21 protein-coding genes are annotated in these 21,209 nt (G+C 73.3%); 9 read left to right on the plus strand and 12 right to left on the minus strand.

The features are described 5' to 3' along the window. Positions 1-62: 62 nt before the first annotated feature. Together AB0G59_RS21090 and AB0G59_RS21095 are read right to left on the minus strand one after the other, a co-directional pair. Complete coding sequence (locus tag AB0G59_RS21090) at positions 63-1,157, minus strand: GNAT family N-acetyltransferase (RefSeq protein ID WP_360913688.1); 1,095 nt, start codon at positions 1,155-1,157, stop codon at positions 63-65. Position 1,158: 1 nt separating this feature from the next. After that, positions 1,159-1,626, minus strand: a complete 468-nt coding sequence (locus tag AB0G59_RS21095; protein WP_360913690.1) for a hypothetical protein — start codon at positions 1,624-1,626, stop codon at positions 1,159-1,161. A gap of 306 nt (positions 1,627-1,932) precedes the next feature. Between AB0G59_RS21095 and AB0G59_RS21100 the strand changes: the two genes are divergently transcribed. Continuing rightward, positions 1,933-2,736 (plus strand): SGNH/GDSL hydrolase family protein, encoded by an 804-nt coding sequence (locus tag AB0G59_RS21100; RefSeq protein ID WP_360913692.1) that lies wholly within the window; start codon positions 1,933-1,935, stop codon positions 2,734-2,736. Here the strand turns inward: AB0G59_RS21100 and AB0G59_RS21105 are convergent. After that, on the minus strand, positions 2,725-4,395 hold the full coding sequence (locus AB0G59_RS21105) for a protein kinase (RefSeq protein WP_360913694.1): 1,671 nt from the start codon (positions 4,393-4,395) through the stop codon (positions 2,725-2,727). The genes AB0G59_RS21100 and AB0G59_RS21105 overlap by 12 nt on opposite strands. Positions 4,396-4,630: 235 nt before the next feature. Here AB0G59_RS21105 and AB0G59_RS21110 point away from each other — a divergent pair, with 235 nt between their 5' ends. Beyond that, positions 4,631-4,921 carry a hypothetical protein gene (locus AB0G59_RS21110; RefSeq protein ID WP_071961949.1) on the plus strand — a complete coding sequence of 97 codons (291 nt, stop codon included), beginning with the start codon at positions 4,631-4,633 and terminating at the stop codon, positions 4,919-4,921. A 112-nt stretch (positions 4,922-5,033) separates the two neighbouring features. Here the strand turns inward: AB0G59_RS21110 and AB0G59_RS21115 are convergent, their stop codons facing one another. Further along, a complete protein-coding gene (locus tag AB0G59_RS21115; protein ID WP_360913697.1) occupies positions 5,034-5,783 on the minus strand; it encodes a GntR family transcriptional regulator in 750 nt (249 codons plus the stop codon). 22 nt (positions 5,784-5,805) lie between these two features. Next, positions 5,806-7,140: a homogentisate 1,2-dioxygenase gene (gene hmgA / locus AB0G59_RS21120; protein ID WP_360913699.1), complete on the minus strand. Its 1,335-nt coding sequence runs from the start codon at positions 7,138-7,140 to the stop codon at positions 5,806-5,808. A gap of 206 nt (positions 7,141-7,346) precedes the next feature. Between hmgA and AB0G59_RS21125 the strand changes: the two genes are divergently transcribed. Together AB0G59_RS21125 and AB0G59_RS21130 are read left to right on the plus strand one after the other, a co-directional pair. Further along, complete coding sequence (locus AB0G59_RS21125; RefSeq protein ID WP_360913701.1) at positions 7,347-8,765, plus strand: aldehyde dehydrogenase family protein; 1,419 nt, start codon at positions 7,347-7,349, stop codon at positions 8,763-8,765. Between the two features lie 40 nt (positions 8,766-8,805). Further along, complete coding sequence (locus AB0G59_RS21130; RefSeq protein WP_360913703.1) at positions 8,806-9,894, plus strand: Zn-dependent alcohol dehydrogenase; 1,089 nt, start codon at positions 8,806-8,808, stop codon at positions 9,892-9,894. On the opposite strand, the gene AB0G59_RS21135 is transcribed toward AB0G59_RS21130, so the two are convergent. Continuing rightward, complete coding sequence (locus AB0G59_RS21135) at positions 9,891-10,403, minus strand: DUF2165 domain-containing protein (RefSeq protein WP_360913705.1); 513 nt, start codon at positions 10,401-10,403, stop codon at positions 9,891-9,893. The genes AB0G59_RS21130 and AB0G59_RS21135 overlap by 4 nt on opposite strands. Positions 10,404-10,528: 125 nt before the next feature. Between AB0G59_RS21135 and AB0G59_RS21140 the strand changes: the two genes are divergently transcribed. Together AB0G59_RS21140 and soxR are read left to right on the plus strand one after the other, a co-directional pair. Beyond that, complete coding sequence (locus tag AB0G59_RS21140) at positions 10,529-11,161, plus strand: TetR/AcrR family transcriptional regulator (RefSeq protein ID WP_360913742.1); 633 nt, start codon at positions 10,529-10,531, stop codon at positions 11,159-11,161. Between the two features lie 15 nt (positions 11,162-11,176). Then, positions 11,177-11,638, plus strand: coding sequence for a redox-sensitive transcriptional activator SoxR (gene soxR, locus AB0G59_RS21145; RefSeq protein WP_360913707.1), 462 nt, complete (start codon positions 11,177-11,179; stop codon positions 11,636-11,638). 47 nt (positions 11,639-11,685) lie between these two features. Here the strand turns inward: soxR and AB0G59_RS21150 are convergent, their stop codons facing one another. Together AB0G59_RS21150 and AB0G59_RS21155 are read right to left on the minus strand one after the other, a co-directional pair. Beyond that, positions 11,686-12,297 (minus strand): hypothetical protein, encoded by a 612-nt coding sequence (locus AB0G59_RS21150; protein WP_360913709.1) that lies wholly within the window; start codon positions 12,295-12,297, stop codon positions 11,686-11,688. Positions 12,298-12,474: 177 nt separating this feature from the next. Next, the gene (locus AB0G59_RS21155; protein ID WP_360913711.1) at positions 12,475-13,836 is read right to left on the minus strand and encodes a serine-threonine protein kinase; all 1,362 of its coding nucleotides are present in this window, start codon (positions 13,834-13,836) and stop codon (positions 12,475-12,477) included. A 138-nt stretch (positions 13,837-13,974) separates the two neighbouring features. Here AB0G59_RS21155 and AB0G59_RS21160 point away from each other — a divergent pair, with 138 nt between their 5' ends. Further along, complete coding sequence (locus AB0G59_RS21160; protein WP_360913744.1) at positions 13,975-14,568, plus strand: TetR/AcrR family transcriptional regulator; 594 nt, start codon at positions 13,975-13,977, stop codon at positions 14,566-14,568. A 24-nt stretch (positions 14,569-14,592) separates the two neighbouring features. Here AB0G59_RS21160 and AB0G59_RS21165 read toward each other — a convergent pair whose 3' ends face one another. The 4 genes from AB0G59_RS21165 to AB0G59_RS21180 all read right to left on the minus strand — a co-directional run bounded on the left by AB0G59_RS21165 (position 14,593) and on the right by AB0G59_RS21180 (position 18,477). Continuing rightward, the gene (locus AB0G59_RS21165; RefSeq protein ID WP_360913713.1) at positions 14,593-15,825 is read right to left on the minus strand and encodes an acyl-CoA dehydrogenase family protein; all 1,233 of its coding nucleotides are present in this window, start codon (positions 15,823-15,825) and stop codon (positions 14,593-14,595) included. A gap of 7 nt (positions 15,826-15,832) precedes the next feature. Next, on the minus strand, positions 15,833-16,858 hold the full coding sequence (locus AB0G59_RS21170; RefSeq protein ID WP_360913715.1) for a phosphotransferase family protein: 1,026 nt from the start codon (positions 16,856-16,858) through the stop codon (positions 15,833-15,835). A 118-nt stretch (positions 16,859-16,976) separates the two neighbouring features. After that, positions 16,977-17,924 (minus strand): MBL fold metallo-hydrolase, encoded by a 948-nt coding sequence (locus tag AB0G59_RS21175; protein ID WP_360913717.1) that lies wholly within the window; start codon positions 17,922-17,924, stop codon positions 16,977-16,979. Positions 17,925-18,036: 112 nt separating this feature from the next. Beyond that, entirely contained in the window at positions 18,037-18,477 is a 441-nt protein-coding gene (locus tag AB0G59_RS21180; RefSeq protein ID WP_360913719.1) for a MarR family transcriptional regulator, read from the minus strand. 150 nt (positions 18,478-18,627) lie between these two features. On the opposite strand from AB0G59_RS21180, the gene AB0G59_RS21185 reads away from it, so the two are divergent. Continuing rightward, on the plus strand, positions 18,628-20,124 hold the full coding sequence (locus AB0G59_RS21185) for an MFS transporter (protein WP_360913721.1): 1,497 nt from the start codon (positions 18,628-18,630) through the stop codon (positions 20,122-20,124). A 32-nt stretch (positions 20,125-20,156) separates the two neighbouring features. After that, the gene (locus AB0G59_RS21190; protein ID WP_360913723.1) at positions 20,157-21,080 is read left to right on the plus strand and encodes an NADP-dependent oxidoreductase; all 924 of its coding nucleotides are present in this window, start codon (positions 20,157-20,159) and stop codon (positions 21,078-21,080) included. The last annotated feature ends 129 nt before the right edge of the window (positions 21,081-21,209 follow it).

The raw sequence follows: 21,209 nt of genomic DNA on the forward strand, positions 1-21,209 counted from the left end.
CGCCTATGCAACCATCCGCACGGGCTGAGCTATTGACGCCGCCTTCGTCATGGGCGGGTCACTCAACCGCCCGCGCGCAGCCGCCCCATCCGCTTCAGCAGCCGGTCCGCCGGCTCGAACAGCTCCGGCCGTGCCAGCACCGTGTTGCGCAGCGCCCGCACCGGTGCCCGGCGGGCCCGGTACCCCAGCGCCACGGGGTGCCGACGGGTCACCCAGCCCTCCGAGACGCTCAGCTCGCGGGTCTTGAGCGAGTCCTTGTACGCCTTCACGCCCCGGCCCAGGTCCAGGTAGGCCACCCCGTCGGCGGCCGCCCCCTCGGCCATCCGCAGGTGCAGCACCAGACCGGGGGAGTATTTGGCGAACTCGGGGTCGTAGGCGGGGAACCAGCAGGCCAGCACCGTCTGCGAGCGGAGCCCGAAGTGGGCGGCGACCGGCCGGCCGGAGGCGTAGAGCACCGACAGCAGGCCCGCGAACGACTCCGTGCGGGTGTGGAACAGCTGCTCCACGAGATGGGCTATCCAGGGGCGTGCGAAGCGGTCCGCGCGCCCTGTTCTTCGGTACTGCGCCGACTTCCAGGCCGTCAGGACCCGCAGCGCCTCCGGATCGCGCTCGTCGTGCACGTACCGCACCTCGCCCAGGTCCCGGCCGAGCCGGCGCTCCTTGGCGAGCGTGGTGCGGGTGAACTTGGGCGACTGCTTGCGCAGCGCCGCCAGATAGCGGTCGTAGCCCTGGTCGACGTCGATGACGGGCGAGGCGTACGCCCCGGAGGCCGTGGCCTCGAACGGCTTCTGCCCCTCGACCAGGTGGTCGAACTCCCACAGGGACAGCCCGCAGGCGTGCAGCAGCTCGCGCGTGTCCCACTGGAAGCCCGGCCGGTGGATCAGGCCCTGGGCGTCCGAGACCCCCAGCCCGATCGCCCGCCCCACCCCCAGGGGGGAGCGCTGGAACGGGAAGAACGCCACCGGCTCGCCGTCCTCGCGCACCACCGCGATGCGCGCCCCGCGCCGGCAGCGGCCGACGGCGAGGGCGAACTCGGGGGCGAGGAAAGGATTCGCGAGCTGCGGCGAGCCGTCCTCCACCGCCCTGGCCTGCAGGGCCGTCCATGCCGCCCGGTCGGCGGCGGTGAGCTCGCCGGGCCGGTACACGCTGATGTCCACCTCAGGAAGCCCGACTTCTCGCGGCGCGGCCCCGGTGTCGCCGTGCCTGTGCCAGCAGGAACGAAAGGAGCAGCATTCCGGCGCTGACGGCCGCGACCGCGGCGACGCCGCCGCGCACCGTCCAGGTGTGCAGCGCGAGCATGGTCTGGGCGATCAGCAGATCCACCGCGACGGCCCCGCCGGTGGCCACCACGGCGCGGCTGAGCGGGTCGAGGCCGCGCAGGGCGGCCGCCAAGGCGCACGCGGGCGCCACGATCAGGAAGAACAGCGTGAACGGCGCACGCAGTGGTGAGGTGATGTCGGCGAGCGCCAGCGCGCCGCCCACCCCCGCGATGGCCACCGCGGCACCCGCCACCACCGCCAGCGAGTCCCCTGCGGCCGTCCCGCGTCCGGTGCGCTCGTCGCTCCCGTTCCCGTTGCCCGGTTCCTTCGCATCATCAAGCCCGGTGAGATCTGTGAAGCTCTGCATTGGCGACTTTGCCCCCCGAAGCGCCGGATGCCGGGCTTCAATGTCGCGCAGCGGACGAAGGCCCGTCAAGGTGTGAAGGCCATGCGAAAAGCCCCCGCCGGACGGCGCCGCCACAACCGGAGCCTGTCCGTCGGATGAACAGTCGGCGATGCCGTCCGACGGTACGACGTATGGTCAGCCGACCGTCAACTCACCCGGTCACGCAATGTGTTGTCAGCTTGATGTCAGATTTGGCATGGACACTTCCAGTGACACAGGGTTGCTGCTACCACTGAGGTAGTTGAAAACCCTGCTAAAGGAGGTTCCATGAAACTGTCCCGTTGCGCGGGTGCATTGTCCGCCCTGCTCCTGTCCACCACCCTCGCCCTCGGTGGCGCCGGCACCGCCCACTCCGCCGAACAGTCGTCAACCCCCGCTTACGTAGCGCTCGGTGACTCCTACTCGTCCGGCGTCGGCGCCGGCGGCTACGACTCCGCCAGCGGTGGCTGCAAGCGCAGCAGCAAGGCCTACCCAGCGCTATGGGCAGCCGCGCACGCCCCCGCGAGCTTCGCTTTCACCGCATGTTCCGGCGCCCGAACGGGTGATGTCCTCAGCGGTCAGCTCGGTCCGCTGAACGCCTCCACCGGCCTCGTCAGCATCAGCGTCGGCGGCAACGACGCGGGCTTCGCCGACACCATGACGTCCTGTGTGCTCGGCACGGACAGCGCCTGCCTGAACCGCATCGCCACCGCGCGCACCTTCATCCAGAACGAACTGCCCGCCAAGCTCGACGGCGTCTACACGGCTATCCACTCCAGAGCCCCCCAGGCCCACGTCGTCGTCCTCGGCTACCCGCGCTTCTACAAGACCGGCGGCACCTGCGTCGGCCTCAGCGACACCAAGAGAAAGGCCATCAACGCCGCCTCCGACCACATCAACTCCGTCATCGCCAAGCGCGCCGCCGACCACGGCTTCGCCTACGGGGACGTCAACACCACCTTCGCCGGACACGAGCTCTGCTCCGGCAGCGCCTGGCTGCACAGCGTCGCCTTCCCCATCGAGGAGTCCTACCACCCCAACGCCGCCGGACAGTCGGGCGGCTATCTGCCGGTCTTCTCCTCAGCGGCCTGATCCGTACGCCCCGCCGTAGGCGGCCTGGCCCGTCGGCGAGGCCGCCGACGGGCCGGGGGCCGGATAGCCGGAGGACGTCGAAGGCCGGGGGGAGCCGGACCAGGTGGAGGAGCCGGAGGGGGACGCCCCGCCCGTCGGGGGCCTCGCGCACGACACGGTGAACGTCACCCGACGGGACGTCAGCTGCCGTGGACTCCTGACCTCGAGGGCGATCCAGTCCTGGTCCGGGTCGGTGGCGCGGTGGCTCACCTCGGTGTGCTTGAGCACCAGGGTCCGGGTGCCCTCGCCGGCCCGGACGGTCTTCCAGCCGCCGTCCGTCACGCTCCCGCTGCCCGTGACCCATCGGTAGACGACGTCCACCGGCGAGCGGTCCACGGTGACGGCCGCCTGGAAGGCGGGCGCCGACCCCTCCGGCGGCGGACAGGGCCCGGAGTAGCGGTCGCGCAGCGCGGCGAGCGTCACGCCCGTCACGCCCTGGCCGGAACCGGCCGACGACGGGGCCGCCGTCCCGCCGCCCTGCGAAGCCGCCCCCGCGTTCTTCTCGCCGCTGCCGCTCGCCCCGCCCGCGCCCGCCGAGCCCCCGCCGTCCGACCCGCCGCCCCCGGTCAGCGCCCACACCAGCCCGCCCACCGCCAGCACCGCGACCAGCGCCCCGGCCACCAGAGCCGCCCGCCGTCGGCCGGGCGCGGGGCCGCCCGGGGCGCTCCCGCCCGTCTCCGGCGCCGCCGGCGGCACCGGTCCGCCGCCGTGGCGCGCCGCGCCCTGCGACGGCGAAGGCGCCTGCGATGCCGCGACCGTCGGGGCGTACGCACCCGGCGCCGGGCGCGCCGGCCGCTCGGCCGCCACCTGGCGCAGCAGCCGCTCGGCCTCCGCGGCGCCCAGCCGCAGCGCCGGGTCCTTGCGCAGCAGCCCGTCCAGTACGGGCGCGAGTCCGCCCGCCCGGCGCGGCGGCGGCAGCTCCGCGTCCACCACGGCGCGCAGCGTGCTCAGCGGCGTGTCCTGACGGAACGGCGACATGCCCTCCACCGCCGCGTACAGGGTCACCCCCAGCGACCACAGATCCGACTCCGGCCCCGGTGGGTGCCCCAGCGCCCGCTCCGGGGCCAGGTACTCGGGCGAGCCCACCAGCTGTCCGGTCGCCGTCAGCGCCGAGCTGCCCTCGATCACCGCGATGCCGAAGTCGGAGAGGACGACACGCCCGTCGTTTGCTATCAGTACATTTCCCGGTTTCACGTCGCGGTGCAGTACGCCCACCGCGTGCGCGCCCCGGAGCGCGGCCAGTACCTGCGCGCCGATGTGCGCCGCGCGGGCCGGGTCGAGGGGGCCGTCCGCCCGCAGGAGGTCCGCCAGGGACATGCCGCGCACCAGCTCCATGACGATCCAGGGGCGGCCCTCCTCGTCGACCACGTCGTGGACGGTGACGACGTTGCGGTGCGAGATGCGGGCGGCCGCGCGCCCCTCGCGCTCCAGCCGGGCGTAGAGATGCCGCACGTCGGGGGCCGGCAGCCCGGCGGGCGCCCGCACCTCCTTGACCGCCACCTCGCGGCCCAGCACCTCGTCCCGCGCCCGCCATACCACGCCCATACCGCCGCGCCCCAGCTCGTCCAGCAGCCGGTAGCGGCCCGCCAGCACCCGCCCGGCCCCGGAACTCGCGTCCATGCCGTGTCCCTCCCCCGAGAGCAATTCGGGGTGAATGTACCGCAACGGAGCGTGATTGCCTCGCCCTCGTGCCGTATTGTCCTGGTCAACTCGCGCACAGTGACGTCAGGTTCACGCCATGCCTGTCAACCCCCTTGACGGGGTGGTGAATCGGACCCGCCGATGCGCGGGTGACGCGATGGGGCGATAGGGTTACCCTGCCTGGGCCGGGTGCCTCGTACGGGTGGGGAGTCTCATGGATCAGATAGCAATGCGTAGCAGGGCACGTGTGCCCGCCATCAGCTACGGCAGCGGCGCGTCGAGTGCGCGCCTGGACCGTCACCTCGCGGTGCTCGGCGGGCCCGCCCTGCCGCAGCGCGAGGTCGAGGGCGCGACCGTGCTGATGCGCGAGCTCACCTCGCGTGATCACGTCCGTGCCGGACAGGGCGGGAGCCAGAGCCGGACCGCCCGGGTCTCCCTGTTCGCCCCGCTGCGACGGCTGCGCCGTTCGCTCTTCGGCAGCCACGGCGGCAACCACCACGCCTGACCCCGGCCCGTGCGGTCTGCCCTACCCCCGGGGCATGCCGGTCGGCTCCCCCGGCATCCCCGGCACCCTTCGACACCTCACCCGGCGCGACACCCCCGACCCGCTCGCCTGATCAGTGGGCGTCCAGCGTGACCGTGAACGAGAAGCGGTCACCGCGGTAGCGGATGCGGGCCACGTCCACGGCCCGCCCCGCATCGTCGTAGGTGACGCCCGTGTAGTGCAGGATCGGACTGAGCAGCGGCACCTGCAGCAGCCGGGCCGTCTCCGGGTCCGCCAGCCGTGCCTCCACCGTGTCCGTGATGCGGCTGATCGTCACGCCCACGGTGTCCCGCAGCACCTTCGTCATCGGCCAGCGGGCGAGGTCCGCGAGGTCGATGCGGTCGGCCAGCTCGGGGCGGACCAGGTTCTCCGCCCAGTTCGTCGGCTCTCCCGACGTCTCGTCGCAGCGCAGCCGCCGGTAGGCCATGGCCTCCTTCAGCCCCGGGAAGTGCTCGGCCAGCTCGGCCGGGACCGGCTCCGGGCCGTGGCCGAGCACCGATGTGCGCTCGCCGGACTGCTGGGCGACGATCGTGTCCACCGAGCCGAGCAGCCGCACGGGCGAGCCCCGCCGGGCGCTCGGCTCGATGAAGGTGCCGCGCCGGCGGTGCCGGCTGATCAGGCCCTCCGTCTCCAGCTCCTTCAGCGCCTGCCGCATCGTCAGCACGCTGACCCCGTAGTGCTCGGCGAGCGCGTCCTCGGTGGGCAGGCGCAGCGGATCGTCCGGGCGCCGCCCCAGTATGGAGGCGCGCAGCGACTGCGAGACCTGGTACCACAGCGGCAGCTTGCGGTTGAGCGCGAGGGAGTCGGGGGCGAAGGTGGTCACGGGGGCTCCGGCTCTCCAGGCGTCAGCGGTCGAAGTGGCGCTGCAGACCCTGCCACACGTCGTCGTACCCCGTCTGCAGGTGGTCGGCGCCGGCCGCCTGCCCGGTCAGCGTCACCGGCCAGCGGGTCTCGAACATGAAGGCGAGCCCGTCGTCCACCTTCTGCGGCTTCAGCTCCGCCGCGCTGGCCCGCTCGAAGGTCTCCCGGTCCGGGCCGTGCGCCGACATCATGTTGTGCAGCGAACCGCCGCCGGGGACGAAACCGCCTTCCCCGGCTGTCTTGGCGTCGTAGGCGCCCTCGATCAGGCCCATGTACTCGCTCATCACGTTGCGGTGGAAGTACGGCGGCCGGAAGGTGTCCTCGCCGACCAGCCAGCGGGGCGCGAAGACCACGAAGTCGACGCCGGCCAGCCCCGGGGTGTCGGACGGCGAGGTGAGCACGGTGAAGATCGACGGGTCGGGGTGGTCGTAGCTGATCGAGCCGATGACGTTGAAGCGGCGCAGGTCGTAGACGTAGGGCACGTAGTTGCCGTGCCAGGCGACGACGTCCAGCGGCGAGTGGTCGTACGTCGCCGTCCAGAGGTTGCCGCAGAACTTGGTGACGACCTCGACCGGTCCCTCGGCCTCCTCGTAGGCGGCCACCGGCGCCAGGAAGTCGCGGGCGTTGGCCAGCCCGTTGGCGCCGATCGGGCCGAGGTCGGGCAGGACGAAGGGACGGCCGTAGTTCTCGCAGACGTAGCCGCGCGCGCCGGCGTCCAGCAGCTCGACGCGGAAGCGCACCCCGCGCGGGATCAGCGCCACGTGCCCCGGCTCGGCGCGCAGCAGGCCGAACTCGGTGCGCAGCAGCAGCCCGCCGCGCTCGGGCACGATGAGCAGCTCGCCGTCGGAGTCGCTGAACACGCGATCGGTCATCGAGGCGTTGGCGGCGTACAGGTGCACGGCCATGCCCGTGCGCTGGGCGGCGTCGCCGTTGCCGCCCAGCGTCCACAGGCCGGCGACGAAGTCCGTGCCCCGGGCGGGCTCCGGCAGCGGGTTCCAGCGCAGCCGGTTGGGGTCGGGCACGGTCTCGGTGAAGGGGGCGCCGCGCAGCGCGCCGTTGTCGGTCCGGGTCAGCGGCGGGTGGGCGGCCGAGGGGCGGACGCGGTACAGCCACGACCGCAGGTTGTGCTGGCGGGGCTCGGTGAAGGCGGAACCGCTCAGCTGCTCCGCGTACAGCCCCAGGGGCGCCCGCTGGGGGGAGTTGCGCCCGTGCGGCAGCGCGCCGGGGACCGCCTCGCTGCTGTGCTCGTTGCCGAAGCCGGACAGGTACGTCAGCCCCTCGGCCGTCTTGCGCGCCTGCTCGTTGCCCCTACCGCTCATCGCGTGCTCCCGCTGCTGCCGGTGGATTCCTATGGGAGACCGTAGGATTCCCGGCCCGGCGCGTCAATGGATCAGCTGCCCCGACGCGCGGAGCTGCCCGGGAATCGCCCCGGAACGGCCAAATCCGTCGAAGCCCCTGTCAGTTGTCCCTACCGGTGGGTAGGGTCGAGGGCGACCGAGCGACCCACACCGCGAGGAGAGCACCTGTGATCGCCCACGACGGGATGTACATCGACGGCAGCTGGCGGCCCGCCGCCGGCACCGACACGATCGAGGTGGTCAACCCGGCCGACGGACAGGTCATCGCGGCCGTCCCCGCGGGCACCGCCGAGGACGTCGACGCCGCCGTACGGGCCGCCCGCGCCGCCCTGCCCGGCTGGGCCGCCACCGCGCCCGCGCGGCGCGGTGAGCACCTGGCCGCCCTGCGCGACGCGCTCGACGCCCGCCGCGAGGAGATCGCCGCGACCGTCACCGCGGAGCTCGGCGCGCCCGTCGGCTTCGCGCAGCGCGTCCACGCCGGCGTGCCGGTCGCCGTGGCCGGCTCCTACGCCGAGCTGGCCGCCACCCACGCGTTCGAGGAGCGCATCGCCCACTCCACCGTCCTGCACGAGCCGGTCGGCGTCGTCGGCGCGATCACGCCCTGGAACTACCCGCTCCACCAGATCGTCGCCAAGGTCGCCCCCGCCCTCGCCGCGGGCTGCACGGTCGTGCTCAAGCCGGCCGAGGACACCCCGCTGACCGCGCAGCTTTTCGCCGAGTGCGTGGCCACCGCCGGCCTGCCGGCCGGAGTGGTCAACCTGGTCACCGGCCTCGGGCCGGTCGCCGGCCGGGCGCTGGCCGAGCACCCCGGCGTCGACCTGGTCTCCTTCACCGGCTCGACGGCCGTCGGCAGAACCGTCGCCGCGGCCGCCGGCGCGGCGGTCAAGCGCGTCGCCCTCGAGCTCGGCGGCAAGTCGGCCTGCGTCGTCCTGCCGGGCGCCGACCTCACCAAGGCGGTCACCGTCACCGTCGCCGACGTCATGCGCAACACCGGCCAGTCCTGCAACGCCCTGACCCGCCTGCTGGTCCACGCCGACCGCTACGAGGAGGCCGTCCGGCTCACCGCCGAGGCGGCGCGCGGCTTCGTGCCCGGCGACCCCACCGACCCCGCCACCCGCCTCGGCCCCCTCGTCAGCGCCGCACAGCGCGAGCGGGTCCGCGGCTACGTCGCCAAGGGCGTCGAGGAGGGCGCCCGCCTCGTCGAGGGCGGCCCCGAGGCCCCCGAGGGCCTCGAGAAGGGCCACTACGTCCGGCCGACCGTCTTCGCCGACGTCACGCCCGAAATGACCATCGCCCAGGAGGAGATCTTCGGGCCCGTCGTCTCGGTCATGAAGTACGAGGACGAGGAGGAGGCCCTGCGCATCGCCAACGGCACCGTCTACGGCCTCGCGGGCGCGGTGTGGGGGCGCGACGACGACCACGCCGCCGCCTTCGCCCGCCGCATGGACACCGGACAGGTCGACATCAACGGCGGCCGCTTCAACCTGCTCGCGCCCTTCGGCGGCCACAAGCAGTCGGGGATCGGCCGCGAGCTGGGCGTCCACGGCCTGACGGAGTACCTGCAGACCAAGTCGCTCCAGTTCTGACCCGCCTTTCGCACCGCCCCCGCCGAAGAAAGGGTTCGTCATGGTTCGCGCCGCCGTACTGCCCGCCGTGGGCGCCGCTTTGGAGATCACCGAGATCGACCTGCCCGCACCCGGGCCCGGCCAGGTGCGGGTCCGGCTCGCCGCCGCCGGGGTCTGCCACTCCGACCTCTCCCTGTCCGACGGCACCCTGCGCCAGCCCGTCCCGGCCGTGCTCGGCCACGAGGGCGCGGGCACCGTCACCGCGGTGGGCGAGGGAGTGCACGAGGTGACGCCCGGCGACCGGGTGGTCCTCAACTGGGCGCCCGCCTGCGCCGACTGCCACTTCTGCGGCCTGGCCGAACCCTGGCTGTGCACGGACGCCGCCGCCGGTGCCGGCACCCCGTACGCCACGCTGCGCCGCGACGGCAGCCCGCTCTACCCCGCGCTGGGCACCGCGGTCTTCGCCGAGGAGACCGTGGTGCGGGCGAACGCCGTGCTGCCGCTGCCCGACGGCGTCCCGCTCGCCGAGGCCGCCCTGCTGGGCTGCGCGGTGCTCACCGGCTTCGGCGCCGTGCACCACAGCGCCCGCGTGCGGCCCGGCGAGTCGGTGGCGGTGTTCGGCGCCGGCGGGGTCGGGCTCGCGACGCTGCAGGCCGCGCGGATCGCGGGGGCGCGCACCATCGTGGCGGTGGACGTCTCACCGGAGAAGGAGAAGCTGGCGCGGGCGGCCGGGGCCACCGAGTTCCTCCTGGCGTCCAAGGACACCGCCCGGACCGTGCGCGAGCTCACCGGCGGGCACGGCGCGGACGTGGCGATCGAGTGCGCCGGGCGCGCCGCCGCGATCCGCACCGCCTGGTCCTCCACGCGCCGGGGCGGCCGTACGACCGTCGTCGGCATCGGCGGCCGGGACCAGCAGGTGGCCTTCTCGGCGCTGGAGCTCTTCCACTTCGGCCGCAGCCTCTCCGGCTGCGTCTACGGCAACAGCGACCCGGCCAAGGACCTCCCCGCCGTCGCCGCCCATGTGCGGGCCGGGCGGTTCGACCTGTCGGGCATGGTGACGGCGCGCACGGGGCTCGACGGCATCGCCGAGGCGTTCTCGGCGATGCTGGCGGGGCGCGGTGGCCGGACCCTGGTGATCTTCCCGGGCTAGCGCCGGAGCCACTGCGGGGACGGCAGATGGATCAGTATGAGCACGAACCCGGCGAGCGTGACCGTGCGGACGGCGGCCTGCAGTCCGTTCCACTTGGCCGACTGCCACATCGCGAACCACTCGCCGCCTATGGCGATGAAGCCCAGCCCGAACAGCAGCATGAGCATCAGCAGCCCCAGCGTGGTGGCCCGCCGGGCCGGGGCCCAGCCGTGCCCGGGCCGGGTCAGGCCGCGGATCCACAGCAGCGTGGCCGCCACGAGCACGACGGCGGAGGCGACCTCCCAGCCGATGATGAGGACGTAGGCGGCGTCCTGCAGCGTGCGGTTCGTGACGGCCCGCCACATCAGGTCCTCGTCCTGGAACGTGGTGTCCATGGCCAGGACGTGCCGCACGAATTCCTGGTTGGTGCCGAAGTCGGTGATGTTGCCGAAGGCGACGAGGGTGATGTAGACCGCCACCGTGGCGGTCAGAGCCGTGGCCGCCACCGGCAGGGTGCGCTCAGCGGTCATAAGGCGATTCCTTCCCCTGCGACTGGACCCGTACGCCCGCCTAAGCGCTTGCTCAGCTCCGGGGTATGGTGTTCGTTCTTCTGTCGGCGAGGGGCCCGGAGCGGGCCCGGAGAGCGGGGCACACGATGGGCTCGCAGGCGCAGTGCAGCGAGGAGTGGGCCGACGTCACGCCCGACGCCGCCAGGCGGCTGCTGACCGCCGCCGTCCAGGCCTTCGCCGAGCGCGGCTATCACGCCACCACCACCCGCGACATCGCCGGCCGCGCCGGAATGAGCCCCGCCGCGCTCTACATCCACTACCGCACCAAGGAAGAACTCCTCTTCCGCATCAGTGGCGTCGGCCACCGGCTCGCCCTCGACATCCTGCGCCGCGCCCACGACGGCGCCGGCACGCCCGCCGAGCGGCTCGCCGCCGCCGTGCGCCGCTTCGTGCGCTGGCACGCCGAGCACCACACCACCGCACGCGTCGTGCAGTACGAACTCGGGGCGCTCTCCGAGGAGCACTACGCCGAGATCCTCGCCATGCGCCGCGAGACCGACGCCGCGGTCCGCGCCATCATCGAGGACGGCGTCGCCGCGGGCGACTTCGACGTCCCCGACGTACGCGGCACGACCCTCGCCGTGCTCTCCCTGTGCATCGACGTCGCCCGCTGGTTCAACGCGGACGGCAAGCGCACCCCCGAGGAGGTCGGCGAACTCCACGCGGGGCTGGTGCTGCGCATGGTGGGACACGGCGGGCCCCTGCCCGAGGAGTGCTGACGTACAGTCTGAGCCGTGCCGCAGATTTCGAACAAGATTCACGAGCTCACCGTCGGGCAGCTCTCCGCGCGCAGCGGCGCGGCCGTCTCCGCACTGCACTTCTACGAGACCAAGGGGCTCATCAACAGCCGTCGAACAGCGGGCAACCAGCGCCGCTACGACCGCGACGCGCTGCGCCGGGTCGCGTTCATCCGCGCCGCCCAGCGCGTCGGCATCCCGCTCGCCACGATCCGTGACGCGCTCGCCGAGCTGCCCGACGAGCGCACCCCCAACCGTGCCGACTGGGCCCGGCTGTCGGAGGTCTGGCGGGTGGAGCTCGACCAGCGGATACAGCAGCTGAACGCGTTGCGCGACCGCCTCGAGGACTGCATCGGCTGCGGCTGCCTCTCGCTCGACAAGTGCGCTCTGTCCAACCCGGACGACCGGTTCGGCACCCTGGGTACCGGCTCGATCCTGTACGGCCAGCGCAGCAGCTGATCCCGCGCCCGGTCCGGACGTCCCCCGGGGCGCCCCGGGGAACGCCGTCACACCGCCGCGTAGCGCTCGGCGAAGGTGTACCGCCGTGCCGCGGACAGCGCGGCGGGGGTGAGGACGGGCACGGGGACCACGATGCCGCAGTCCGTGCAGACGGGCCCCTCCAGCGGGTAGCGCTCCAGGTCCGTGCGCCACTCGATGCGCTCCTGGGCGCACACCGGGCAGGCGTCGCCGGGAGCGGACTCCATGGCCCTGATCACCCGGCGCAGGACCTCCGCGAGCCGGGCGTCCGGCTGCACCTCCGGCGACGCGCACGGCACGATGTCGCAGCCGCCCCAGGTGTTGCGGTGCCAGTCGTCGACGGCGCTGGGCTGGCGGATGCCGTCGTGCTTCTCCCTGCGGCGCCGGCCGGCGAACTCGGCCTCGTACGCCAGCCAGACCTCTCGGGCCTCCTCCAGCTCGGACAGCGCGGCGATCAGCAGCGCGGGGTCGGGGGCGCGGTCGTCAGGGGCGAGGCCGGCGCGGGCGCACAGATGGCGCCAGGTCGCCCGGTGCCCGTAGGGAGCGAAGCGCTCGAGGCATTTGCGCAAAGAGGTCCGTCGCAGTGCGATGGTGTTCCGTGGATTGCGGACTTCCCGGGCTAGTGCTCTGAAACCTGCCACTGCATCCCACCTCCGGCGGCGCGGACTCGGATCGACATGGAAGGGACGTATCCCGTCGCGATTCGGATCCATCGGATATGCGAACCCGGACGCGATACGCGGCCGACTCCGCTCTGCTACCCCCATCGGGCGCACAGATGTGGGCCCGTGCGAAGGTGGCGGATCCTCGTCCACCGGTCAGCGCACGACCCTCCCGGCCAGCAGGACGAGACGGGCCAGCTCCCCGTGGCAGATGTCGCTGTGCGCGCCGGACGGCGGGCCTCCGCGCCGTACGACCGACGCGGCGTCGACGTTGACGCAGCCGCGCTCCGGCAGCGGTCCGGCCAGCACCTGCTCCAGCTTCAGCGTCAGGGAGCCGTCCACGGCCTGGACGCCGTCGTGGCCCATCGCGCCCCAGCGGGGGTCCTTCAGGCCCAGTGCCGACTGGCTGTCCCCGGACAGCCGGGACGCCAGCGGATAGAGCACGCTCAGCGCCAGATCGTGGCGCGAATGGCAGCACAGCACCGGGCCCGAGACCGTGCGGTGCACGTCCTTCAGGGCCCCGGAGCGGTCCGCGGCGAACGGCAGGCGGGGCGCGAACGCGTAGTGCGAGAAGGCGCCTTGAAGCAGAGTGAGGGAGTGCACGCACCGCGCGCGCTCCGCCAGGCCGCGCACCGCGAAGGCGACGAGCCGCCCCCCGAAGCTGTGCCCGATCAGATGTACGCGAAGGTCCGGCGAGGCCTCGGCCAGCGCCCCGAGGACCGGGCCGAGACCGCACTCGCCGACCGTGCCCGCGCGCCGCTTCATCTCCCAGTACGAGCCCTGGCGCAGCAGCTCCAGGGCGCCGGCCCACAGCCGGCCGAGCCCCCCGAACAGCTCCTCGCCCCCGGCCGGGCCCCCGGGCGCCACGGCGTCGGCGAAGCGCCCGCACACCGCCGCCGCGCCGTCGGTGAACATGGCCGGCTCCCCGGGCTCGTCCGGCCCCGGCTCGGTGTCGTGGAGGCAGGGGTCCGCCGCGCGGTCCACCGCGCCCTGCCCGGGTCCGGCCACGAGCCGGCGGACGAGCCCGGCGAACTCCTCCAGTCGCTCCGGCTCCTCCGGCCGCCGTTCGATCAGCTCGGCCATCCGGTCCAGCAGGGCCTCGCTGCCGGGGAAGACGCCCGCCAGCGCCTGGAGGGTGTCGGGCTCCAGCACCGGGCCGGCGCCGGCGAGCGCGGGGTGCTGCCGGGGGAAGTCGGGTATGGGCTCGTCGGTGAAGCGCATGGACGGCCAGATCACGCCGCCGTAGCCGAGGCGGGCGGGGGCCCCGGAGGCGGCGAGGACGGCGGGGAAGGGGGTGAAGAACCGGCCGTAGAGGTCGTTGGCGAACGTGCGGCTGTTGTTCCAGCCGTGGGCGAAGATCACCAGATCGGTGAGGCGGGCGTCCGTCACGCCCCGGACCAGGGCATCCCGCCCTGCCGGGGCCATGTCTCCCTCGGCATCGAACATCAGTTCCCAGTACGGCTCCACGCCTATGCCCGTCACGCTGTCCCCCTGCGGCCGGTCCGGATGTGCGCGCATCGTCCTGCCGTCAAGGGTGCGTGTCCAGCCTTCCCGCGGCCACTTCACCCGTCCGTGAGGGTCTTCCGCCCCGGCATACCGACTGGTTAGTGTGCCGGACACGGAAGGCGGGTGGTGACGATGACTGCCACGACGACGGTGGCCGGAACGACGGACAAGTGCGGCAGGCCCGTGCCGCAGCGGCTGCTGGCGGCCGCCACCCGGCTCTTCGCCGAGCAGGGGTACGACCGTACGTCGGTGCAGGAGATCGTGCGGGCGGCCGGGGTCACCAAGGGGGCGCTCTACCACTACTTCGGCTCGAAGGACGATCTGCTGCACGAGGTGTACGGGAGGGTCCTGCGCCTGCAGCAGGAGCGGCTCGACGCCTTCGCGGGCGCCGACGCGCCGGTCGAGCGACGGCTGCGGGACGCGGCGGCCGACGTCGTGGTGACGACCATCGAGAACCTCGACGACACGAAGATCTTCTTCCGGTCGATGCACCACCTGGGCCCCGAGAAGCTCAAGCAGGTGCGCGCCGAGCGGCGCCGCTACCACGAGCGGTTCAGGGCGCTGGTGGAGGAGGGCCAGCGCTCGGGGGTGTTCGGCTCGGCGACCCCCGCCGACCTGGTGGTGGACTACCACTTCGGCTCCGTCCACCACCTGGCCAGCTGGTACCGCCCGGACGGCCCGCTCAGCGCCCGGCAGGTCGCCGACCACCTGGCGGACCTGCTGATGCGGGCGCTGCGGCCCTAACCGGCGGGCCGTACGCGCGCGGCGCTACCGGTACCGCCCCAGCTCCCGCCGCGCCAGCGACCGCTGGTGCACCTCGTCCGGCCCGTCGGCCAGCCGCAGCGTCCGCGCCGCCGCCCACAGCTCCGCCAGCGGGAAGTCCTGGCTCACCCCGCCCGCCCCGTGCAACTGCACCGCCCGGTCGATGATGCCGACGACCGTGCGCGGCGTGGCGATCTTGATGGCCTGGATCTCGGTGTGGGCGCCGCGGTTGCCCACCGTGTCCATCAGCCATGCCGTCTTGAGCACCAGCAGCCGCAGCTGCTCGACGGCCACGCGCGCGTCCGCGATCCACTCCTGCACCACCCCCTGCTGCGCCAGCGGCTTACCGAAGGCCGTACGCGCCACCGCCCGCCGGCACATCAGCTCGATGGCGCGCTCGGCCATGCCGATCAGCCGCATGCAGTGGTGGATCCGGCCCGGGCCGAGCCGGGCCTGGGCGATCGCGAAGCCGCCGCCCTCCTCGCCGACCAGGTGGTCCGCCGGGACGCGTACACCGTCGAACACGACCTCCGCGTGCCCGCCGTGGTAGTGGTCCTCGTAGCCGTAGACCCGCATGGCGCGGCGGACCTCCACGCCGGGTGCGTCCCGGGGGACGAGCACCATGGACTGCTGACGGCGGATGTCCGCGGCGCCGGGGTCGGTCTTGCCCATCACGATGAAGATCCGGCAATCCGGGTGCAGGGCACCGGAGATGTACCACTTGCGGCCGGTGACGACGTACGCGTCGCCGTCCCGCTCGATGCGGGTCTCGATGTTCGTCGCGTCCGAGGAGGCCACGTCCGGTTCGGTCATCGCGAACGCCGAGCGGATCGTGCCCGCCAGCAGCGGCTCCAGCCAGAGCCTTCGCTGCTCGGCGGTGCCGAACTGCGCGAGCAGCTCCATGTTCCCGGTGTCCGGGGCCGCGCAGTTCAGCGCGGTGGGGGCGAGCTGGGGGCTGCGGCCGGTGATCTCGGCCAGCGGGGCGTACTGGAGGTTGGTCAGGCCGGTGCCGTGCACGGGGTCGGGCAGGCTGTGCTCGTTGGTGAAGAAAAGGTTCCACAGCCCCTGCCGGCGCGCCTCCGCCTTGAGCTCCTCCACCACCGGCGGGACGTCCCAGGGCGAGGCCGCCGCCTCGCGCTGCCCGGCCGCCACGGCCTCCGCCGGGTGGACGTGCTCGTCCATGAAGGCCAGCAGTCGGCCGCGCAGCTCCTCGGTGCGGGCGTCGAATGCGAAGTCCATGGCGCGCTCAGCCCTTCCGCAGGGTGGTGAGTCCGTTGTCGATGAACAGCGGGACGAGCTCCCCGATGCGGTCGAAGCCGTCGCCGACGGTCTGCCCGAGGGTGTAGCGGCGGTGGATGCCCTCCAGGATCACCGCGAGTTTGAAGTAGGCGAAGGCGGTGTACCAGGGCAGCGCCGAGACGTCACGGCCGGAGCGGGCCGCGTAGCGCTCGGCGATCTCGGTGGGCTCGGGGTGGCCGGGAGCTTCGCGCGTGGTGGCGAGCGGGGAGCCGGGGACCTCCCGCTGCTCGCTGTACATCATCAGCAGGCCGAGGTCGGTGAGCGGGTCGCCGAGGGTGGACATCTCCCAGTCCAGGACCGCGGCGATCGTGTCGTCGGCGCCGACCAGGACGTTGTCGAGGCGGTAGTCGCCGTGCACGACGGTGGGCGCGGGGGAGTGGGGCAGGGCGTCGGCGAGCGTGCGGTGCAGCTCGTCGATGCCGGCCAGTTCGCGTCCGCGCGAGGCCTCCAGCTGCTTGCCCCATCGGCGCAGCTGCCGCTCCAGGAAGCCCTCCGGCCGGCCGAAGTCCGCCAGCCCGGCCGCCTGCGGGTCCACGGCGTGCAGTGCGACGAGCGTGTCGGCCAGGCCCAGCACGACCGTGCGGGTGCGCTCCGGGCCGAGGGCGGTGAGCTGGCGCGCCGTGCGGTAGGGCGTGCCCTCGACGAACTCCATGACGTAGAAGGGCGCCCCGATGACGTCCTCGTCCTCGCACAGCAGCAGCACCTCGGGCACCGGCACCGCCGTCCCGCGCAGCGCGCCGATCACCCGGTGCTCGCGCCGCATGTCGTGCGCGGTGGCCAGCACGTGCCCCAGCGGGGGCCGGCGCACCACCCAGCGCCCGGCGCCCTCGTCGCGCACCGCGTAGGTGAGGTTGGACCGGCCCCCCTCGATCAGCTCGGCCCGCAGCGCTCCCCGGACCAGCCCGGGGCGCTCCCGCTCCAGATGGGCGCGCAGCCGCTCCGTATCGAGCCCCGGCAGGTTGTCCTTGCTCATCGAGTGCCCCTCCACGCGCAGGTGAACGTACGGCCGTACGTCCCGTGGACGGACGGCATGACGACCGGCCTCATCATGCCGACCAGTCGGTATGCCGTCCAGGGGTCACCCGGCCGCATCACGCGTGGCAGGGCAGGGGCTTGCCGCCGTTCATCTGGGTCATGTCGCCGAGGACGGGCATCAGGTCCAGCGGCGAGCCCAGCGGCAGCCCGTCCAGCTCCGCGTAGGCGCGGTGCAGATTGGCGACCAGCCGCTCGCTCTCGCGCAGGGCGGCGAACTCGCCCAGGTCCGCCTCGCGCGCGGCCTCCAGCGGGGTGCGGCCGGCGGCGCGGGCGGTGCGGGCCAGCTCCTGGACGTAAGCCAGATAGCGCTCGACGGTGTCGTAGACGCCCGGGTCGGTCACGCGGCCGTGCCCCGGCACGACGGTCTGCGCGTCCAGTGCGCGCAGCGTCTCCATGGCGCGCAGCGAGCCGCTGAGCGAGCCCATCATCACGAACGGGGTGCCGCCGTTGAAGACGAGGTCGCCGGTGAAGACGATGCCCTGCTCGGGCAGCCAGGCGATGGTGTCGCCGACGGTGTGCGCGGGGCCGGGGTGGATCAGCCGCACCTCGATGTCGCCGATGTGCACGGTGAGCGTGTCGGTGTAGGTGAGGTTCGGGGCGCTGACCTCGATCTCGCCGTAGTCGACGCCGGGCCAGGCCTGGTGCAGCTGCAGGCCGGAGGCGAGCGTCTCGCGGCGGCAGTCGGTGTGGCCGACGACCGTGGCCCCGGGCGTGAAGACGCAGTTGCCGTAGGTGTGGTCGCCGTGGTGGTGGGTGTTGACCAGGAGCTGCGGCTGCGGCGCGCCGCTCGCGGCCACGGCGTCGCGCAGCAGACGGGCGCGCCGCTCGGTGGCGGCGGTGTCGATCAGCAGGGTGCGGCCGCCGTCGGTCACGAAGCCCGCGTTGTTCAGGCACCAGCCGCCGTCGGGCTGGATGAAGGCGCTCACCCCGGGCGCGAGGGGCACGGTGTACGGCTCGGTGGCCGCTGTCCCGTCGGTGGGCACGCTGCTGTGCGTCGTGGTCATCGATGGCCTCCCTTGCCGTCCGCCGCACGGCTGGGCGGATCCGACCGGCCGTCAGAATACGGGCGGCCGGAGGGGCGTGGGCGAGGAGGCGGGGCCGCGTGTCAGGCGCGTGTCAGGCGCGGTGCTCCAGTCCGGGGCGCAGTCGTTCGAGGAGGGTGAACAGCGTGGCGCGCTCGTCCTCGTCCAGGGCGTCGAGGGCGCTGTGCGTGGCCTGCATCTCGGCCCGCACCCGGCGGATGGTCTCGTGGCCCTCGTCGGTGGCGACCACGTTCTTCACGCGGCGGTCGGCGGGGTCGGGCTCGCGGCGCACCAGGCCGCGTGCCTCCAGCCGGTCCACGATGCCGGTGACGTTGGAGGCGTCGCAGACCAGCAGTGTGGCCAGGCCCCGCATCGGCACCGGGCCCTTGAGCTGGGACAGCAGCTTGGCCTGGACGGAGGTGAGGCCGTGGCGGGCGGCGGCGGCCGCGAAGTCCTGCCACTGGGCGGTGCCGAGTGCGGCCACCAGCTCCAGGAGCTGGGCCTTGGTCGGGTGCGGTGCGTTCGGGCCGGTCATGGGTCGAGTGTACTCAAAGAGCTTGATGGCTTAAATCATTAACTTGACTATGTGAAGTATTGAGCCATACCGTGGTGCGAGTTGCTTGACGATCTCAAGCATCAATGTCGTGAAGTAACGAGAAGCAGCCCGAAGGAACCCCACCCCCTCATGACCTCGCAAGCGCCCGCGGCACCAGCCGGCACGCGGAACGAGACCGTCATCGTGTTCGCCCTGAGCCTCGCCGCCATGGTCGTCTCGATGATGCAGACCCTCGTCGTGCCGATCCTCGGCCTCATCCAGAACGACCTCGAGACCACCTCCGCCAACGTCAGCTGGGTCACCACCGCGACCCTCCTCTCCGCCGCCGTCTTCACCCCGCTGCTCGGCCGCTTCGGCGACCAGCACGGCAAGAAGAAGACGCTGGTCGGCGTGCTGATCGTGATGGTCGCGGGATCCGTCCTCGCGGCCGTGACGCACTCCCTGCTCTGGCTGATCGTCGGCCGCGTCCTGCAGGGCGCCGCCACCGCGATCTTCCCGCTCGCGCTGTCCGTCCTGCGCGAGGAGGTCCGCCCGGCCAAGCTGCCCGGCGCGATGGCCATGGTCAGCGGCACCCTCGCCTTCGGCAGCGGCCTGGCGCTCGTCGCCACCGGTCTGCTCACCTCCGGTGACGACCCCGACTACCGCAGCGCCTTCTGGCTGGCCACCGGCCTCGCCGCGCTCGCCCTGATCGCCGTCGTCACCCTGGTGCCCGCCACCCGCGAGACCACCGGCGGACGCACCGACGTCCTCGGCGCCCTCACCCTGGCCGCCACCCTGGTGCTGCTCCTGCTGCCCATCACCCAGGGCCACGAGTGGGGCTGGTCCTCCGCCCGTACCCTCGGCTGCTTCGCCGGCGCCGTCGTGATGGCCGTGGTGTGGACGCTGGTCGAGCGCAAGGTCCGCGAGCCGCTGGTCGACATGAAGATGTTCGCCCACCGCCCGGTGCTCTTCGCCAACCTCGCCGGCCTCCTCGTCGGCTTCGGCTCCTTCGCCCTCTTCATCGGCGTCTCCTACCTCGTCCAGATGCCGTCGAAGATCACCGGTTACGGCTTCGACGCCAGCGTCCTGCGCGCCTCCGTCGAGTACCTGCTGCCCAGCACCATCGTCTCGCTGCTCGCGGCCCCCGTCGGCGGCCAGCTCGTCCGCCACAAGGGCCCGCGCCTGGTGCTGCTGCTCGCCTCGCTGATCGGCACCGCCGGCTTCGTGTGGATCGCCCTCGACCACGAGCACACGTTCTCCGTGATCGCCGCCGGCATGTTCGTCGGCGCGGCCATCAGCCTCGGCTACGCCGCCATGCCCGCCGTGATCGTCGCCAGCGTGCCGCCCAAGCAGACCGGCATCGCCAACGGCATCAACTCCATCTCCCGCTCGACCGGCAGCGCCATCGGCAGCGCGATGATCACCACGGTCCTCGCCTCCAAGAGCATCGAGCACCTGCCGCCGGGCGCCCCCAAGCTTCCCGCGGAGAGCCAGTTCACGCTGACCTTCGTCATCGCGGGCACCGCGTTCCTGCTGGTCTCCGCCGTCGCCTGGCTGGGCCTGCGGAAGATCCGGACCCTGCGGCCGGCAGCGGTGGCGGGCCCGGCCGACGCGTCCCAGGCTGAAACCGCACCCGCCACACGCTGAACACCGCCCACAGCATCAAAGGAGCCAGCACGATGAAGGCTGTCAGCTACCGGACCTACGGCGGCCCCGAGGTCCTCGAGTACGGCGACCTCCCCCGGCCCAAGGTCGGCCCCGACGCCGTCCTGATCAAGGTCAAGGCGGCTGCCGTCAACCCCGTCGACTGGAAGGCGCAGGCCGGCTACCTCGACGGCATGATCGAGCCCGTCTTCCCGGTCGTGCCCGGCTGGGACGTCTCCGGCGTGGTCGTCGGGCTCGGCGCGGACACCCCCGAGTTCCAGGTGGGCGACGAGGTCATCGGCTACGTCCGGGAGGACTTCCTCTCCCGGGGCACGTTCGCCGAGTACGTGGCCGCCCCGGCGCGTACGCTCGCGCCCAAGCCCGCCAACCTCACCTTCGAGCAGGCCGCGGGCATCCCGCTGGCGGGCCTGACCGCTTACCAGGCCCTGAAGGCGGTGGGCGCGGGCGAGGGCGACACCGTGCTGATCCACGCCGCGGCCGGCGGCGTCGGCACCATGGCGGTGCAGCTCGCCCGGCACCTCGGCGCCCGCGTCATCGGCACGGCCAGCGAGCGCAACCACGACTACCTGCGCTCCCTGGGCGCCGAGCCCGTCACCTACGGCGAGGGCCTGGCCGGGCGCGTACGGGCCCTGGCCCCCAAGGGCGTGAGCGTGGTCCTCGACCTGGTCGGCGGCGGGGCGATCGAGACCTCGCCCGAGGTCGCGGCGGACGGTGCCCGCCTGGTCTCCATCGCGGACCCGGCCGTCGCCGGCCTCGGCGGCCGCCTGCTGTGGGTGCGCCCCGACACCGCCGACCTCACCGCGCTCAGCCGCCTGGCGGAGCAGGGCGTGCTGTCGGTCGAGGTGGCCGAGGTCTTCCCGCTGGAGAAGACGGCCGACGCCCAGCGCCTGAGCGCCGCGGGACACACCCGAGGCAAGATCGTCGTCACGGTCGACTGAGCACGGGGCGGGCCGGCCCGCCCGCCGCGGGGGGCCGCGGGGGGGCCCCCGCCCCCCCGGGTGGCCCAGCCCGGGGGGTGGCCCCCGCACCGCCCGCCCCCCCCCCCCCCCCAGCCCCCGGGGGCCCCC

This window comes from Streptomyces sp. NPDC021096, from assembly GCF_040641275.1.
Classification (GTDB): Bacteria; Actinomycetota; Actinomycetes; order Streptomycetales; family Streptomycetaceae; genus Streptomyces.